This is a genomic window from Arenibacter certesii DSM 19833 (assembly GCF_000429545.1).
Taxonomy (GTDB): domain Bacteria; phylum Bacteroidota; class Bacteroidia; order Flavobacteriales; family Flavobacteriaceae; genus Arenibacter; species Arenibacter certesii.
Genome location: NZ_AUCB01000017.1, coordinates 59,968 through 76,361 on the forward strand (window position 1 = coordinate 59,968; position 16,394 = coordinate 76,361).

The 16,394-nt window shown below is 37.1% G+C and carries 14 protein-coding genes; 9 read left to right on the plus strand and 5 right to left on the minus strand.

What is annotated here, in order from left to right:
- Nucleotides 1-71 precede the first annotated feature (71 nt).
- From sufC to G466_RS0110475, 6 genes are all read left to right on the plus strand, one after another.
- Complete coding sequence (sufC, locus tag G466_RS0110455) at nucleotides 72-824, plus strand: Fe-S cluster assembly ATPase SufC (RefSeq protein WP_026813620.1); 753 nt, start codon at nucleotides 72-74, stop codon at nucleotides 822-824.
- Between the two features lie 137 nt (nucleotides 825-961).
- Nucleotides 962-1,132, plus strand: a complete 171-nt coding sequence (locus tag G466_RS23510; RefSeq protein ID WP_084418795.1) for a four helix bundle protein — start codon at nucleotides 962-964, stop codon at nucleotides 1,130-1,132.
- A gap of 174 nt (nucleotides 1,133-1,306) precedes the next feature.
- A complete protein-coding gene (gene sufD, locus G466_RS0110460; protein ID WP_026813621.1) occupies nucleotides 1,307-2,623 on the plus strand; it encodes a Fe-S cluster assembly protein SufD in 1,317 nt (438 codons plus the stop codon).
- A gap of 39 nt (nucleotides 2,624-2,662) precedes the next feature.
- Nucleotides 2,663-3,889, plus strand: a complete 1,227-nt coding sequence (locus tag G466_RS0110465) for an aminotransferase class V-fold PLP-dependent enzyme (RefSeq protein ID WP_026813622.1) — start codon at nucleotides 2,663-2,665, stop codon at nucleotides 3,887-3,889.
- A gap of 93 nt (nucleotides 3,890-3,982) precedes the next feature.
- The gene (locus tag G466_RS0110470) at nucleotides 3,983-4,405 is read left to right on the plus strand and encodes a SufE family protein (RefSeq protein WP_026813623.1); all 423 of its coding nucleotides are present in this window, start codon (nucleotides 3,983-3,985) and stop codon (nucleotides 4,403-4,405) included.
- A gap of 56 nt (nucleotides 4,406-4,461) precedes the next feature.
- Nucleotides 4,462-4,794: an SUF system Fe-S cluster assembly protein gene (locus tag G466_RS0110475; protein WP_026813624.1), complete on the plus strand. Its 333-nt coding sequence runs from the start codon at nucleotides 4,462-4,464 to the stop codon at nucleotides 4,792-4,794.
- Between the two features lie 882 nt (nucleotides 4,795-5,676).
- Here G466_RS0110475 and G466_RS0110480 read toward each other — a convergent pair.
- The 3 genes from G466_RS0110480 to G466_RS0110490 all read right to left on the minus strand — a co-directional run bounded on the left by G466_RS0110480 (nucleotide 5,677) and on the right by G466_RS0110490 (nucleotide 8,343).
- Nucleotides 5,677-6,462, minus strand: a complete 786-nt coding sequence (locus G466_RS0110480; RefSeq protein ID WP_026813625.1) for a patatin-like phospholipase family protein — start codon at nucleotides 6,460-6,462, stop codon at nucleotides 5,677-5,679.
- 319 nt (nucleotides 6,463-6,781) lie between these two features.
- Nucleotides 6,782-7,177 carry a hypothetical protein gene (locus G466_RS0110485; RefSeq protein WP_026813626.1) on the minus strand — a complete coding sequence of 132 codons (396 nt, stop codon included), beginning with the start codon at nucleotides 7,175-7,177 and terminating at the stop codon, nucleotides 6,782-6,784.
- A gap of 14 nt (nucleotides 7,178-7,191) precedes the next feature.
- Complete coding sequence (locus G466_RS0110490; RefSeq protein ID WP_026813627.1) at nucleotides 7,192-8,343, minus strand: DNA polymerase III subunit; 1,152 nt, start codon at nucleotides 8,341-8,343, stop codon at nucleotides 7,192-7,194.
- Nucleotides 8,344-8,531: 188 nt separating this feature from the next.
- On the opposite strand from G466_RS0110490, the gene G466_RS0110495 reads away from it, so the two are divergent.
- The 3 genes from G466_RS0110495 (at nucleotide 8,532) to G466_RS0110505 (ending at nucleotide 12,487) form a co-directional block, all read left to right on the plus strand.
- Nucleotides 8,532-9,725, plus strand: coding sequence for a phosphoglycerate kinase (locus G466_RS0110495; RefSeq protein ID WP_026813628.1), 1,194 nt, complete (start codon nucleotides 8,532-8,534; stop codon nucleotides 9,723-9,725).
- Between the two features lie 114 nt (nucleotides 9,726-9,839).
- Nucleotides 9,840-11,459, plus strand: coding sequence for a LysM peptidoglycan-binding domain-containing protein (locus G466_RS0110500; RefSeq protein WP_026813629.1), 1,620 nt, complete (start codon nucleotides 9,840-9,842; stop codon nucleotides 11,457-11,459).
- Nucleotides 11,460-11,470: 11 nt separating this feature from the next.
- Complete coding sequence (locus tag G466_RS0110505) at nucleotides 11,471-12,487, plus strand: DUF4837 family protein (protein ID WP_026813630.1); 1,017 nt, start codon at nucleotides 11,471-11,473, stop codon at nucleotides 12,485-12,487.
- Between the two features lie 286 nt (nucleotides 12,488-12,773).
- On the opposite strand, the gene G466_RS24650 is transcribed toward G466_RS0110505, so the two are convergent.
- Both G466_RS24650 and G466_RS0110515 read right to left on the minus strand, forming a co-directional pair.
- Nucleotides 12,774-12,941: a DUF6747 family protein gene (locus G466_RS24650; protein WP_308427535.1), complete on the minus strand. Its 168-nt coding sequence runs from the start codon at nucleotides 12,939-12,941 to the stop codon at nucleotides 12,774-12,776.
- Nucleotides 12,942-13,474: 533 nt separating this feature from the next.
- On the minus strand, nucleotides 13,475-16,006 hold the full coding sequence (locus G466_RS0110515) for an OmpA family protein (RefSeq protein WP_229797199.1): 2,532 nt from the start codon (nucleotides 16,004-16,006) through the stop codon (nucleotides 13,475-13,477).
- Nucleotides 16,007-16,394: the final 388 nt, after the last annotated feature.

Genomic DNA, 16,394 nt, shown 5'->3' on the forward strand with positions numbered 1-16,394 from the left:
ACCTCTTCCAAATAGAGAAAATAGTAATCTGGATTATAAAAATACACTATAACGAGAAAAATAGTTTTAAAATGCTGAAAATTAAAAACTTACACGCCAATATAGATGGCAAGGAAATATTAAACGGGATCAATTTAACCGTAAATGCAGGAGAAGTACATGCTATAATGGGACCAAACGGTTCTGGAAAAAGTACCTTGGCCTCTGTAATTGCAGGAAAAGAAGAGTTTGAAGTTACCGAAGGGGAAATATTAATGGAGAATGAAAGCATAATAGAATCTTCCCCAGAGGAAAGAGCCCATAAGGGTATATTTCTCTCGTTTCAATATCCCGTAGAAATTCCTGGAGTATCGGTAACTAACTTCGTCAAAACCGCTATAAACGAATCTAGGAAAGCCCAAGGCTTGGAAGAAATGGGAGCAAAGGAAATGCTAAAGTTGCTTCGTGAAAAATCGGAATTATTAGGTATCGACAGAAAATTTTTATCCCGTTCTCTAAATGAAGGTTTTTCTGGAGGAGAGAAGAAAAGGAACGAGATATTCCAAATGGCTATGTTAGAGCCTAAACTGGCCATATTGGATGAAACAGATTCTGGTTTGGATATTGATGCCCTAAGAGTAGTAGCGAATGGCGTAAACACCCTAAGGACTAAAGATAACGCTGTTATATTGATCACCCACTACCAGCGCCTATTGGAATATATAGTACCAGATTTTGTACACGTACTTCACAATGGAAAAATTGTAAAGTCGGGCACCAAAGAATTAGCACTAGAACTGGAAGAGAAAGGATACGATTGGCTAAAGCCAGAGTCAGTGGTTTAAATTTACCCCTGATTTCATCACAAGTCCGCATGTAAAAAGTCGATTTATCGTGCTACAAATAATAAGTTGGGTATGTCCAAAATAAATTCAATTGAAGAAATTAACTCTTGGAAAGAGGGTACAGATTTCAAAATTAGATTTACGCAGTATTCAACAACAGAAAGTGTGAGAAGGAATTCGATTTAAAAAAGCAAATGAGAAGAGCTTCCATTTCTATGAGCTCCAATATTGCAGAAGGATTTGAAAGAGAAACAGATAAAGAGCTTATACACCTCCATAAATTTATAGGTGATCTACCAATACGGTAAGGCCTCAGTTAAATCTAGAGATGGATTTTTGGATATTTGGTTAGTAAGGAGTTTATCATCATAAAGGAACAAATAGAAAATATAGCTAAAATGTTAAGTGGTTTAATAAAATATCTTGCAGTATAAATAAGAAACTTTATAACAATTGACATTTAGACATTACAACTTAGAAAAATGGATTTAAAAGAAAAATTAGTCTCCTCTTTTTTAGCGTTTGAAAATAATGTGGACGTGGAGCATTCTGTACACGATATACGCACCGAAGCAATAAAAAAGTTCGAGGAAAAAGGATTTCCATCCCGTAAAGAGGAGGAGTGGAAATATACCTCATTGAATACGTTACAAAAGGTAGATTTCAGCATATTCCCCAAAACTGAAAGCGACTTAGACTACAAGGATGTTAAGCGTTATTTTATGCATGAGATCGACACATACAAAATTGTATTTGTTGATGGCGTGTATAGCTCCTATTTATCGGAAACAACGCATGATGGCGTAGATGTTTGCCTAATGAGCTCTGCACTAAGCAAGCCCATGTACAAGGCGGTTATAGATGTATATTTTAATAAGATTGCTTCAAAGGAGGATTCTTTAACCAATCTAAACACTGCGTTTAGCAGGGAAGGGGCTTATATATATATCCCTAAAAACAAGACCCCTAAAAAACCTATAGAGATACTTCATTTTTCTACCGGTACTGAAGCGGCTTTAATGTCACAGCCACGTAACCTAATTATTGCTGAAGAGAATTCGGAACTACAGGTTATAGAACGACATCAAAGTCTTACCTCTAATGAAGTCTTTACCAATGCGGTAACCGAAATTTATGCTGGAAAAAATGCCATTATAGACTACTATAAAGTTCAGAATGATGGACTTACGGCATCTTTGGTAGACAACACCTATATTGATCAAAAAGATGGTAGCACTGTTGATGTCCATACCTTTTCATTTGGCGGAAAATTAACAAGGAACAATCTTAATTACTATCAAAATGGGGAGCGTGTTAACTCAACGCTAAGAGGCGTAACCATTATTGAAGGAAAGCAGCATGTAGATCATCACACATTGGTACATCATATTCAGCCCAACAATGAGAGCTATCAGGATTACAAAGGTATTTATGATGAGAATGCTACAGCTGTCTTTAATGGGAAAATTATTGTAGATCAAATTGCACAGAAAACCAACGCCTTTCAACAGAACAACAATATCTTGTTAAGCGATAAAGCTACAATAAATACTAAGCCTCAACTAGAGATATTCGCAGATGACGTTAAGTGCTCTCACGGATGTACTATTGGACAGTTGGATGAGGAGGCATTATTTTATCTACAATCTAGAGGTATCCCTAAAAAAGAGGCCAAGGCATTGTTAATGTACGCATTTGCCAACAACGTTTTGTCTACGGTACGTATTCCAGAGCTTAAGGCAAGAATCAATAAAATCATCGCCAAAAAACTGGGGGTTAATATTGGCTTTGACTTGTAATTAGGATAATAAAATCCCCAAAGTCAGTTATTTACCGTTATGATAAACACTGTTTTCGATATTCTTACCATTCGTAAAGATTTTCCAATTTTAAATCGGAAAGTCAACGGCGAAGCTTTAGTGTATTTGGACAATGCTGCCACCTCACAAACACCTAAGATGGTTATCGATGCTATTGTGGATTATTACAGTCGGTACAACTCCAACATACACAGAGGGGTTCATAGCCTTTCCCAAGAAGCGACCGAGATGTATGAGGAGGCAAGACTAAAGATTCAAAAGCATTTTAACGCAAGCAAAAGCCACGAAATTATATTTACACCAGGCACCACCTACGGTATTAATTTGGTGGCTAATGGCTTCAGCGCCTTACTAAATAAAGGGGACGAAATAATTGTATCTGCACTAGAGCACCACTCCAATATTGTACCATGGCAAATGTTGTGCGAACGTACCGGAGCGGTGTTAAAAGTAATTCCCATGGATCTGGATGGTAAGTTAGTAATGGATGAATACCACAACTTACTCAATCCAAAAACAAAATTGGTATTTTGCAATCACGTATCCAATGCCTTAGGCACAATAAATCCAATTAAGGAAATTATTACTGCGGCGCATAAAGTAGGAGCAGCAGTTCTAATAGATGGAGCGCAGGCCGCCCCTCATATCAAAGCAGATGTTCAGCAACTGGATGCCGATTTTTATGTGGTATCTGGTCATAAGATGTGCGGACCCACAGGAGTTGGAATCCTATACGGTAAAGAAGAGTGGTTAAATAAATTACCTCCCTACCAAGGCGGGGGCGAAATGATTGCGGAAGTAACCTTTGAAAAGACAACCTATGCAGACCTTCCACATAAATTTGAGGCCGGCACACCCAATATTTCTGGTGGGATTGCCTTTGGCGCTGCTCTGGATTACATGAATACTATTGGCTTTGATGCCATTGCGCAATACGAAGACGAATTATTAAAGTATGCCACTGATCAGCTTCTAACCATTGAAGGGCTAAAAATATACGGCACATCTAGTGAAAAAACAGCCGTTGTTTCTTTCAATATAGAAGGCATACACCCCTATGATATAGGGAGTATTCTAGATAAATTGGGAATAGCGGTTAGAACTGGACACCATTGCGCTCAACCTATTATGGATTTTTATAAAATTCCTGGAACGGTACGGGCCAGTTTTAGTTTTTACAACACCAAAGAGGAAATAGATGTTTTGGTCGCTGGAGTTAAGCGAGCCAAAGCGATGTTGACATAGTACGCAATCTCATATTTACATGTTTTTGAATGTAAATAGTACTTGTTGTACTTTTGTAAAGAATTTCCAGATTAATTTGGATAAACATACAATATGAGTATAAAAGATATACAGGAAGAGATTATTGACGAATTCTCCATGTTTGATGACTGGATGCAGCGATATGAATATATGATTGAGTTGGGTAAATCCCTTCCTTTAATAGAAGAGCAGTACAAAACCGACGAGAATATCATTAAAGGTTGCCAAAGTAAAGTATGGGTACATGCCGAACTAAATGATGGTAAATTGATCTTTACCGCAGATAGCGATGCCATAATCACTAAAGGCATCATCGCCATTCTAATCAGAACTTTTAGCAATCAAAAGCCAAGTGATATTATTGCTGCGGACACCGAATTTATAGATGAAATTGGTCTAAAAGAACATTTATCCCCAACAAGGGCCAATGGTCTAGTAAGTATGATTAAGCAGCTTAAACTGTATGCAATTGCCTACCAGACCCAATTAAACTAAAAGGCGAAGCGTTACGATGTAGACTAAATGGTTATTCACCATAAAATTTTAACACAATGAGCACAGAAACACCTACAATAGACACCCAAGAACTAGGAGAAAAAATAGTTCGTGTTATTAAAACTATATATGACCCAGAAATTCCTGTGGACATTTATGAGTTGGGATTAATTTATGACGTTCTTGTAAATGAGGATCATGAGGTTAAAATCTTGATGACCCTAACCTCCCCTAACTGCCCTGTTGCAGAGTCTATGCCTATGGAAGTGGAAGAAAAGGTAAAATCTATAGACGAGATAAAAGATGTGGAGGTAGAACTTACTTTTGATCCACCATGGACCCAAGAACTAATGAGCGACGAAGCAAAATTAGAATTAGGAATGCTATAAAGTAGTATTAAGTATTCATACTCACTCGGCCGGACTTGATAACACTAACTTTATTTAACCTAAGTTTGGGGTGGTTTTATAGTAAAGTCACTTAATGGGCGAGACAAAGCTCCTTATCCTCAGAATAATGGACGATTCCGATGATTCGGGACCGAGAACAGGAGCGAAGGAACGTAGCGACGCGAAGTTTCGGTAAATGAGTTTACCTACTTAAGGAGGTAGGCGAAGGCGAAGTCAAAAACTCAACCTAATAAAATCATTTATATGCGGGGCGTACCCCTATTGGGTCTCATTTTCCGCTATAATTTTTTTTTGTCACTCTACAACCATAAGTTTATTTCATTGACACCTTATAACACTACCTACAAGGTTTTCTAAACCATCCAGGATCTGAAATCAATTATTAAATGTTTGTTCAGCGAATTGAGTCTCTCACTAGGGCGCAGCCGAGAAGGCGAACTTCAATTCTAGAATTGATATTAGTATTGAAGTAACATCAAATACATTAGTAAAGGAGAACTTTCTTTTGAACGCAACTCCGACATCAACTCGATGTCGGTTCGTTGTCGAGAACTTTTTTTAAAGGTGCAACAGACTTCTCAGGAAAATGAAAATTCAGTTTAATCACAGCTATTTCGATGCCACTTAAGTTTGCTATTCATTTTTACGAGCTCATAACCAATTAATAGCCCTTTAGCTAATATCATTAGAAAGACGCACCAATCACACTTTAACAACAAGGTCTAATTGGGCCTTGGCAAGCCGTTAGAGGCCACTCATTAAAATGGTTGCGGATTATCAGCCTACAAGTAATATAATGCTTCAAACGGGTCTTAAGTAATAATTGGTTCCTTACTTTTATAAAAAGATACCGTAAACCAATTACACGGCAACAAAGATCTCTTGTAACTTTTTTAAAGCGTGTTCGTATCCTATAGTGTAGGCTTTCTCTATACCCTTCTTATCCAAAATGCCAATTAAGTCTAAATCGTTTGGCTCAAAAAGCAAATCGCATTTTTTAACTTTAATTCTATTATTAGCATACATCATTAAGGAAGTTGTTCTGTTGGCCAATTGGTATGAAGAATTAATCCCCTCTTTACTTAACACTCTAATACCCATGAGATTACTGCCAACTACATAATCTGCATTCTCAGCGACTTGGTAATACGGGAAGTTATTCATGATACCCCCATCGGCGAAAATAGTTCCCTCAATTTCTATAGGACTAAAAACTGGAGGCAAAGCTGCGGAAGCCAATAATGGCCTAATAAGTTCCCCCTCTGAGAAGATTCTTTCCTCCCCTCGTTGCATATCTGTAGCTATAACATATAGTTTTCGCTCTAAGGCTTCAAAAGTATTCTTTGGAAAATATTTTAATAATACATCAAAATATCGCTCCGTATCTAAAAGCCCAGGCTTAACAATGGTCATAAAATGATAACGGAACAATGGGGTCTCTTTAAAAAAGTTAAGCATTTCGGAAACCGTATTCCCGTTGGCATACATAGCCCCAACTAAAGCTCCTACACTGCTACCACTCACTACTTGGGCTTGAATACCAAACTCATTCAAGGCTTGAATCATGCCTATATGAGCCATTCCCTTAACCCCTCCCCCAGACAGCACCAAACCAATTGACTTAGATCTAACTTCTTCCAAATTCATGCTAGTAGTTTATTAAAAAAATCACTTTTTCTATTTTAAACAATGCGTTAAACCTTCTCAAGCTAATCAATTTTCATCAATTTATGAGGCATTTAATAACACAACCCACAGACTGATCGGTCTAAAATCTTCATTTCTTGTTTAGAATTAAAAAAATGACTAGCAATTATTGCTCGTATAGATGGACCTTTGCACACCTACCGCTTTATTACCTTAAGAAGACACTTCTTTAAAACAGACTATATAGTATTATAAAGTCATTCATCTAGTGTAACGTTCATATTGGATTCCACATAAGTATTTCTCCTAGGTGATACTATTATTGTAGTAAAAACACTAAGAATACCGTAGGGATAAAATATATAGCTATCGTCCTAGCTCCATCATAATCCTTAGCAATACGCTGCCCCAACAAAAGCATTAGCAATAGAATACAGGCAAGCACAGCACCTGCCATAGCTATAGTTTTCCCACCTTCAGCGATAAGCATAAACATACCTAAAAGACAAAGAACCCCTGCAGCCAATTCCGTTATAAGTACCGTTATCAACAATAACGGTACCTGGTTTTGAAATAGGGTGTTTTTAAAATGTCCTTTTAACCAGACAACGTTCCCCTTCCAATCCAGCATTTTATCCAATGCACTTTGAACAAAAGTGATTATAAGAAAAAGAAGCAACAATAGCTCCGTAGCATTAGTGATTAGATGATCCATATATAAAGTAAATATTAAGCCGCTTTGGCGTGTAATAAGCGCGTTAGTTTTATGGACAAGTCTATTAGGATCAACTTGGCATTCCCATTTCTTTCAATGTGATAGCTTGCATCTTCCAACTCCTTAACAATTAAAAGAATGTTACCCTCATGCACAAAAGGAGCAAATTTCTCCAATTTAAAACCCTCCACATGGAATCTCATAAAGGCAAGGTCTTTGGCATTATAATTTATTAAGAGCGCCTGCCTCATAACAGAAATACAATAGCTTAGGAATTTCTTCTGCGTCTCTCTTCCCGTCTTAGCTACCAACTCGCTCCATGCAATTAGGTCATGAATAGCCCCTTTATTACCTTTAGCTCTAAAAGCAGATCTAACCCATTGAACAAACCACTTTTCAAACACTAGATCTTCAGAATCGTTATTCATAAAATCCAAGGCCTTATTAAAATTGCCGTTGGCTTCATGAGAAATTCTAATAGCATCTTCCTTACCCATTCCTCTTTCCACCAAAGCCTCTACTATAGCTCCTTCCGCAACCGGCGGAAACCGCAATATTTGACATCGAGATAAAATAGTCTGAATAATCTGCTCTTCATCTTCAGCAATTAAAATCAATATGGTCTTATTGGGTGGTTCCTCTATTAACTTTAACAATTTATTTGCTGTAGCAGTATTCATTTTTTCGGCCATCCAAATAATCATGGCCTTATACCCCCCTTCGTATGATTTAAGGGATAGCTTTTTAACCATTATCTGGGCTTCTTCAACTCCAATCTGTCCCTGTTTATTCTCTATTCCGATCATTTTATACCAATCGAAAAGGTTGCCATACGGCTGCTCCGTTACAAACTGTCGCCATTCTTTCATGTAACTATCACTTACTGCATGACTTTTTACCTTATCTGAATTAGCCACTGGAAAGGCAAAATGAATATCTGGATGGGAAAGGGAGTTACACTTTACATTACAGCTGTTGTCACCGGTACTGTTTTCCCCATCAGTATTACCACATAATAAATATTGGACATAACTAATTGCCATAGGCAGTTTACCACAACCCTCAGGACCGATAAAAAGTTGTGCGTGCGGAATCCGCCCAGCATCTGCACTAGAAGTAAGATGATCTTTAATATGGGTGAGCCCTAAAATATCCTTAAATAACATGCACCAAATATAATGGAATTAAACCAAAAGAAACCCAAATTTCATATCCACATACAACACGATCCATACCCTTAAATCTATCCTAAAAATTATATTTAACTGCCTAGATAGTGGTAATTATTTGAGAAAGTACCTTTTAAACCTCCTTTAAATCTTTACATTTGCTATTCTATAAAACTAGTAATCATATGAGAACCATCAACGACTTTAATTTTAAAAATAAAAAAGCATTAATCAGGGTAGATTTCAACGTACCCTTAGATGCGGATCTAAAAGTAACGGACAACAATAGAATTGTTGCCGCAAAGCCCACCATTCTAAAAATTTTGGAAGACGGTGGTAGCGCAATATTAATGAGTCATTTGGGCAGACCTAACGGACAAGCATCCCCGGAGCTTTCGTTAAAAAATATACTTAAGGAAGTTACCCAAGTAATTGGTGTAGACGTTAAATTTGTAGAAGATTGTGTAGGCCCAGTAGCTGAAAAAGCGGTAGCAGACTTAAAAAGTGGAGAAGTCTTACTTCTAGAAAACCTTAGATTTCATTCTGAAGAAGAGCAAGGAGATGAAGAATTTGCTGAAAAACTTTCCCGTCTAGGAGATATTTATGTAAACGATGCTTTTGGAACTGCACATAGAGCACATGCTTCAACCACTATTGTAGCAAAGTTCTTCCCAAAACAGAAATGTTTCGGTTTTTTATTAGCCAAGGAAATAGAGGCAATAGAAAAAGTAATGCGTACTGGTGAAAAGCCCATTACGGCAATTCTTGGGGGCGCAAAAGTATCCTCAAAAATTACAATTATAGAAAACATCCTAGATAAGGTAGATCACCTGATAATAGGAGGCGGCATGACTTATACATTTGTTAAGGCCCAAGGGGGAAAAGTAGGCGATTCTATCTGCGAGGACGATAAAATGGAGCTAGCATTGGAGATCCTTGCAGAGGCAAAGAAAAAGGGAGTTGAAGTACATATTCCCGTAGACGTTTTGGCAGCTGACGATTTTAGCAAAGATGCCAATACCAAAGTGGTGAATTCGGATGAGATCCCAGATGGATGGCAAGGTTTGGACGCCGGACCACAAACGCTTGAGAACTTTAAAAAGGTTATCCTAGATTCCAAAACAATTTTATGGAACGGCCCTGTTGGAGTGTTCGAAATGGAACCTTTTGCCAAGGGAACTATCGCTGTAGGTAATTTTATAGCAGAAGCTACCAAGAACGGAGCATTCTCACTTGTAGGCGGAGGAGACTCCGTTTCTGCAGTGAAACAATTTGGTTTTGAAGAAAAGGTAAGTTATGTATCTACAGGTGGTGGCGCAATGTTAGAAAGTTTGGAAGGAAAAGACCTTCCAGGAATCGCTGCAATTTTAGAGGAATAAATTCCTCCTTTAAATTCTAAACGAAAATTGCTTTTTTGCCAAACTTTTAAATATATTATAAAGTATGGCAAAAAAGCACGATTTTCGTATGTCCCCATAATAAATAGAAACCTCATGAACACAATCAAGAATTTTCTGTTCGGCATTATAGGGGTGGTCTCCATGACTACCCTTTCTGCACAAAAAACAGATTCCATCCCTAGCAAAACAGACCCTAAAAAGGCATTGAATATGGAGATAGACACCATTGCTATGGATATGGAGGGTATTGAGCAGATGGAAAACATGGAGTCTAAGGCCGAATTAAAAGATAATGTACTGCTGTTGTTGAAAGGCGATAAAAAGTACGACTTGCAAGACCGTAAGGAAGCGGCTAGGTATGACAGCCTATGGCTAAAGGAACTATCCAACAACACCATCCTTTTCGATTCTATTTATGAGGATATTTCCACTATGGAAATAGATACGGTATACCATTATAGTGTGCATACCGATACTTTAAAGGCAAGATTAGAATTACTGAATCAGAAAACGCCCTTTAATATTACTTATAATCCGTCCTTGGAAAATGTGATTAACTCTTTTCTTACCCGAAGAAGGGGCTTAATGAGTAGAATGATGACCGCTAGTCAGTTTTACTTTCCTCTATTTGAGCAAGAATTAGATAATCAGAACATTCCATTGGAACTTAAGTACCTAGCCATTGTGGAGTCGGCCTTAAATCCAAAGGCTCGTTCTCGGGTAGGCGCAACCGGATTATGGCAATTTATGTACGGTACTGGGAAAATGTACGATCTAGATGTAAGTAGTTATGTGGATGAAAGAAGCGACCCCATAAACTCTACGAAAGCGGCTAGTTTGTACCTAAAAAAGTTGTATACTATATTTGATGATTGGGACTTGGCACTCGCTGCATATAATTCCGGACCAGGAAATGTAAACAAAGCTATAAGACGCTCTGGTGGCTATAAGAATTATTGGAACATTAGAAGGAATCTCCCAAGGGAAACAGCAGGGTATGTGCCGGCTTTTCTAGCCACAATGTATATTTTTGAGTTTGCCAAAGAACATGGATTTGAGCAAAACATTGTAGACCGACCTTATTTTGAGACGGATACAGTACATGTTAAAACCATGATTACGTTCGACCAAATTTCTAAATTGGTTGATATTAGCGTAGAGGAATTAGAGGTTTTAAATCCCTCTTATAAACTAAATGTCATTCCGTACGTAAAAGGCAAAGACTATACATTACGTCTACCCATAGACGCCATTGGAAAGTTCGTAAATAATGAAGAGGCTATTTATGCCCATGTAAAAAACGAATTACAAGCTACGGAAAAGCCACTTCAACAAATTGTACAGTCGCAAAATGAGATAAGGTATAAGGTAAAAAGCGGCGATTTTTTAGGAAAAATTGCGGAAAGATATGGAGTTGGGGTCAGCCAGATAAAAGCTTGGAACGGCTTAAGAAGCAATAATCTAAGAATTGGTCAAAGGTTAACAATCTATCCCAAGAAAAATCTTACTACAGCAAAAAGCGCCAATACCTCAACAAATACAGGTACTAGCAACGATTTAAAGGTTCATACGGTTAAGAGCGGTGACACTCTTTGGACCATTGCAAGAAAATATCCGGGAATTAGTATCAATAATTTACGAAAATGGAACGGTATTAGTGGTAACAATATAAAACCAGGCACAAAGCTTAAATTATGCGACTGCTCTTCGTAAAATATAATACCATGAAAAAAATTGGATTTCTCTTTTTAATGATATCGCTATTATTGATATCCTGTAATTCCACTCCTAAAAAAAGCTACCTACCAGAGTCTATTGGAGCTATTAATTCTTTAGCCATAGTTATAGACAATGATTTATGGGAAGGTGCGGTAGGAGACCGAGTAAGACAACATTTTGCAGCGCCAGTACTGGGACTTTCCTGGGAAGAACCTCTTTTCACAATTAACCAAATGCCGGCCAAGGTATTCTCGGGGTCTGTTTTGAGTACCCGTTCCGTGCTATTTATTGCTAAGGACACCCTAAGCTTATCACATATAAAAACGGACATGTACGCTACTCCACAAAAAGTTGGGGTAATTAAAGGCACTACAGAGGAGGAGATAATTAAAAATCTAGATACTAAAGCCGATGAAATGATCAAAGCTTTTAAGGATCTTGAAATTGGTGAGGCTCAAAAACGATTCCTAATATCTTTAAACAAAGAAAAAGCACTAGAAGAAAAATTAGGGATATCTCTTTCTATACCGTCAATTTATAAAGTAGGTAAGGAAGAAGATTCATTTGTATGGATTGACAGGCAGATTCAAAAAGGGAGTATGAATATAATTGCTTATGAGGTTCCTGGAAATCATTTTAAGAGCAATGCCACGTTAGTCGCCGATATTGTAAATATGCGCGATTCTATCGGGAAACAATTTATCCCAGGACCAACGGTGCCAGGGAAAACTACCTATATGATAACAGAAAAGGCCTTTTCTCCCTATGTTTTTCCTGCTGAAATTTCTAATAGAAAAGCCGCAGAAGTTAGAGGAATATGGGAAATAGCAAACTACCCTATGGCAGGTCCGTTTCTGACCTATATTATTAATGACGAAGAAAACGATAGAAAAATAGTAATAGAAGGTTTTGTATTTGCCCCGGCCACAGAAAAAAGAGACTATATGTTTGAATTGGAGGCTATATTAAAGACCATTAAGTTCACTGACAGTCAAAAACCGCTGGAGGCAAGCATAAAATAGCCTTTTCAGGGACATCGTTTATTCTATATCCTATTGGCATAACAGTGAAAGACACTGTTCTTTTACTCGTCGCTAAGGCTATCCTAAGCTGGCCACGAAAGGGTTAAGGATTTAGTATTTGTATTATATTAAAGTCCCTCTTGCCTCAAACAATTATAAACTAGCGTAACAGAATACATTTGAACCCTATTCTGCATTTAGGAATACCATTTTACGTATAAGCGGATACTTCCTTTCACATGTTAGTGAAAATAGGATCCCAACTTTAAAACCAGTACAGAGATTGTTAAAAGACAAACCCGGTTGACACCCTATATAAAAAGGCATAGATAACCACCGCTATAAGAAAAAAACAAAACATTGAAAATGCTTTAAAGTATCTTTTTAGCATAATATATCCCCAGTTTCTAAAAGCTTCCAAATAGATTTCTCTAATGAGTATTACGTGTTTCATATAGTTATAATTAAGTTTCTAGCTCTTACAAATTTTGCAAATGCTAGCCCATTACTACAACTTATTGGATAAAGTGAAGCATAAAAAGGTTGAAGCAATCCCATATTGCAAACGCTCGGCAAACGGCTAAACTATTCGTTGAGCAACACCCTGTTCCTACGTCCCTAAGCTTAGCCAAAGCAATATTTTGAGTTGCTATGTTAGGAAAATACATCGAAATAAATTTATTAGATCTGTTATAGACTGAACTCAAAATAGGTGCTAAAATTTCGACAGCGCAAAATTATTAGTTGTTTTACTTATTAACCGCCTCTCTACCTAGATTAATGCGTATGGCATAGAAATATACTTTATGTCAAGAAATTAAATACGGTTTCAATTTCATTTAAATAAGCATTCGCTATATCCATGATAAATAGAGCACCCAAAATTTTCCTTACTCAATTGGATTTAAGCGAATGGCAAATAAATTTAAAAAGCCCGCTTTCATTCTATGAAAGTGGGCCCTAATGTTGCTTTGTTAACTATGTAAATTACATCTTTACGATAATGAATTCTGACCTCCTATTGAGTTCATGCTGTTGACTAGAGCACCTAACCCCATCATCACACTTGTTAATCAATCGCTCTTCCCCGTAACCTATGGCGCTTTCTATACGCTCTTCAGATATTCCTTTGGAGATAAGATAACTTCGGCTAGATTTAGCCCTTCTGTCAGATAAGTATTTATTGTAAACAGCAGGACCCCTAGAGTCCGTATGAGATTCAATCTTAATAACCATCTCTTTGTACTTCGTCATTACCGCTACCAATTTATCCAATTCATTAGCTGCTTCTCTACTTATATTAAATTTATCAAAATCGAAGAATATTAGATCTGTTTTAAGTTTCCTCACCCCCTCTTCCAAAACAATCAATTCTTTCAATCTTTTCATGGTAACATCTGTATTTACCACTTCATTTTTCTTTGTTTGAGCAAGTAGCTCCGTCTCAAAAAACTCCTCTTTCGTAATTTTTACCACGTATTTTGTATTGGAATCCAAATCCTCAAAAACAAAGGAACCATCCTCTTTGGCCACCATTTCTTTTAACTTTATATTATTTTCATCCAATAAGGTAATCAGGGCGCTCGGAATTACATCACCTGAAATATGCTCTACTACAGTACCTGAAATTGCATTAGGTGCCGTCTCTTCAAGAGTTAATCTCTCAAAACTATAAAGGTCATCATCTCCTTTACCATCTTTTCTATTAGATGCAAAATAACCTTTGTTGGTATTCTCATTTACAATATAGGAGAAGTCGTCCTTTTCACTATTTATGGGAACACCAACGTTAACTGCTTCTAAAAATCCACCTTCTTCTTCCAATTCCGCTTCATACACATCCAAGCCGCCTAACCCCATCCGTCCATCAGAGGAAAAGTAAAGTTTATTATGTGTCACAAACGGGAACATTTCTTTGCGGACTGTATTTATCTTTGGGCCTAAGTTTTTAGGTTCGGAATAAAGTCCATCTCCCAATACATCTACCACGAAAATATCGGTTTCCCCCATACTTCCTGGCATATCGGAAACAAAATAAAGCTTTTTCCCATCTGGACTTAGAGCCGGATGCCCGGTAGAATACGCATCACTATTAAAAGGTAATTCCTTTGCTTCTGTCCACTCCCCTTCTACCTTGCTAGATACAAAGATTTTTAAATGGTTCATTCCATTTTTATCTCTGCGCAATTTTTTACCATAGTTATTACGCGTAAAGTACATAGTAGCATTATCCGCAGAAAAAGTAACTGCTGCCTCGTGGTACTTGGTATTGATTTTATTCGAAAATTTTATGGCATCCTTTACATCCTGTGACTCCTCATTGATTTTTGCCACATACAAATCCAAATAGGGTTGATTGTTCCATCCATACCGTCTGGTATTAAAGAAAGACGTATCTCTTGAGGAAGAAAAAACAATTTCGTCTTCTTTATAGAACATTGGGGAAAATTCTGAATATGTAGAATTTATACTCAAATTCTTCAATTGTGCATTGGGAGCGGAAGTCAGAATCTCATCCAAAACTACTTCGTTTGCATCGGTAGTAAAAATATGATTTCCCTCCTTATCCGTACCAGTCTTATCCCTTAAAGACTTATTATATAGACGCATCATACGTTTTGCCCGGCCATATTTGCCAGACCCTTTTAAAGTGTGAGCGTATTTAAAAAGAAAATCTGGCTGTACATCTGCCTTGTACTTATCGTACAATTTATTGTACCAGAAATAGGCGCGTTCCATATTGGTATTAAAGTAATGTGCATCTCCAGCATTTTGAAGGATATCTACGCCGTATGCATCTGGGTTTTTCTTTAACGCCCTTTCATAGAGGGAAGCCGCTTCTGCATACCGCATTTTATTAAAATAATCGTTGGCTTTATTCAACCAAGAATTCTTACCTATTGGTAATACTGATGTGGTCGTATTCTGGGCATTACTGATAGAATTCAACATTCCATAATCTACTTCCTCCACGGGCATCTTCTCCTCAGCGGCTGTTATTTCCGTTTCATAATTCGAGGTAACAAGCGATTTAGTTTCCGACTCATTAGCCAGTTTAGAAACAATCATCACCCAAATATCTTCGTTATAGGCCTGATTTAGTTTAGTCTTAGATGCTTCCAAGGCTTCCTGCCAAGTATTGAACCTAGAGAGGTACAAATAACTTAGCTGATCTTCCGGATTAAATAAGAAACCCGCGTCAAAACCTTTTTTTCGAAGTTTGTTAAGATTCTTAGCTAAATAAAGGTCGCTTCTATAGATGTTACTAATAAGATAATACCCTGGAGAATGGACAAATATATCATCAAACCGTTTAATGTTTATCTTATTGGCCTTAAAAGCAGCTTCCATCCCATCCTCACTGCTTTTTGGGTCTATACTGAGTTTTTGTTCAGAGTTAAGGGACATTGTAGCAGTTAAAGGCCTCACCTCATCCCTAATAGCATTGCCTACATTCTCATTTTGACCGTGAAAAGCAGTTGTCACAAATAAAAAAACCAAAGCAATTACTTTTTCCATGTTTATAAATTATGGCGCAGTGTACTAGGTTGTATTTATTCAAAATTTAGTACTTGCAAAATTCACATTAAAGTCAACCTAAAAAGGGCAACCTGTACCTTATTCCTAAGGGAACGGTAAATCTAAATGCCTTAGTGTTGAAGAAGAACTTTTTGTTGTGAATCCATACTTTTTCATGGTGTAGAACGTCATTAAAAGGCTTTAAAGAGGGTGTAATTTCTACACATGTGCATTTATAACTATTGAAAAGAAAATTGAAATACAATAAAGCATCCTATATATTACTATTAAATCCTGTTAAAAATGGGATTCAATTGTCTTATTTTAAACCAATCAGTAGCGATATTATTTTAACAAGAAGCTTTTGGTTCTGCTCTTAAATTATATT

Excerpts from the sequence above, each read along its gene's own strand:
- G466_RS0110515 (WP_229797199.1), bottom strand. The coding sequence starts at position 16,006 with ATGGAAAAAGTAATTGCTTTGGTTTTTTTATTTGTGACAACTGCTTTT.
- G466_RS0110465 (WP_026813622.1), top strand. The coding sequence starts at position 2,663 with ATGATAAACACTGTTTTCGATATTCTTACCATTCGTAAAGATTTTCCA.
- sufD (WP_026813621.1), top strand. The coding sequence starts at position 1,307 with ATGGATTTAAAAGAAAAATTAGTCTCCTCTTTTTTAGCGTTTGAAAAT.
- G466_RS0110480 (WP_026813625.1), bottom strand. The coding sequence starts at position 6,462 with ATGAATTTGGAAGAAGTTAGATCTAAGTCAATTGGTTTGGTGCTGTCT.
- G466_RS0110495 (WP_026813628.1), top strand. The coding sequence starts at position 8,532 with ATGAGAACCATCAACGACTTTAATTTTAAAAATAAAAAAGCATTAATC.
- G466_RS0110475 (WP_026813624.1), top strand. The coding sequence starts at position 4,462 with ATGAGCACAGAAACACCTACAATAGACACCCAAGAACTAGGAGAAAAA.
- sufC (WP_026813620.1), top strand. The coding sequence starts at position 72 with ATGCTGAAAATTAAAAACTTACACGCCAATATAGATGGCAAGGAAATA.
- G466_RS0110490 (WP_026813627.1), bottom strand. The coding sequence starts at position 8,343 with ATGTTATTTAAGGATATTTTAGGGCTCACCCATATTAAAGATCATCTT.
- G466_RS0110505 (WP_026813630.1), top strand. The coding sequence starts at position 11,471 with ATGAAAAAAATTGGATTTCTCTTTTTAATGATATCGCTATTATTGATA.
- G466_RS0110500 (WP_026813629.1), top strand. The coding sequence starts at position 9,840 with ATGAACACAATCAAGAATTTTCTGTTCGGCATTATAGGGGTGGTCTCC.
- G466_RS0110470 (WP_026813623.1), top strand. The coding sequence starts at position 3,983 with ATGAGTATAAAAGATATACAGGAAGAGATTATTGACGAATTCTCCATG.
- G466_RS0110485 (WP_026813626.1), bottom strand. The coding sequence starts at position 7,177 with ATGGATCATCTAATCACTAATGCTACGGAGCTATTGTTGCTTCTTTTT.
- G466_RS24650 (WP_308427535.1), bottom strand. The coding sequence starts at position 12,941 with ATGAAACACGTAATACTCATTAGAGAAATCTATTTGGAAGCTTTTAGA.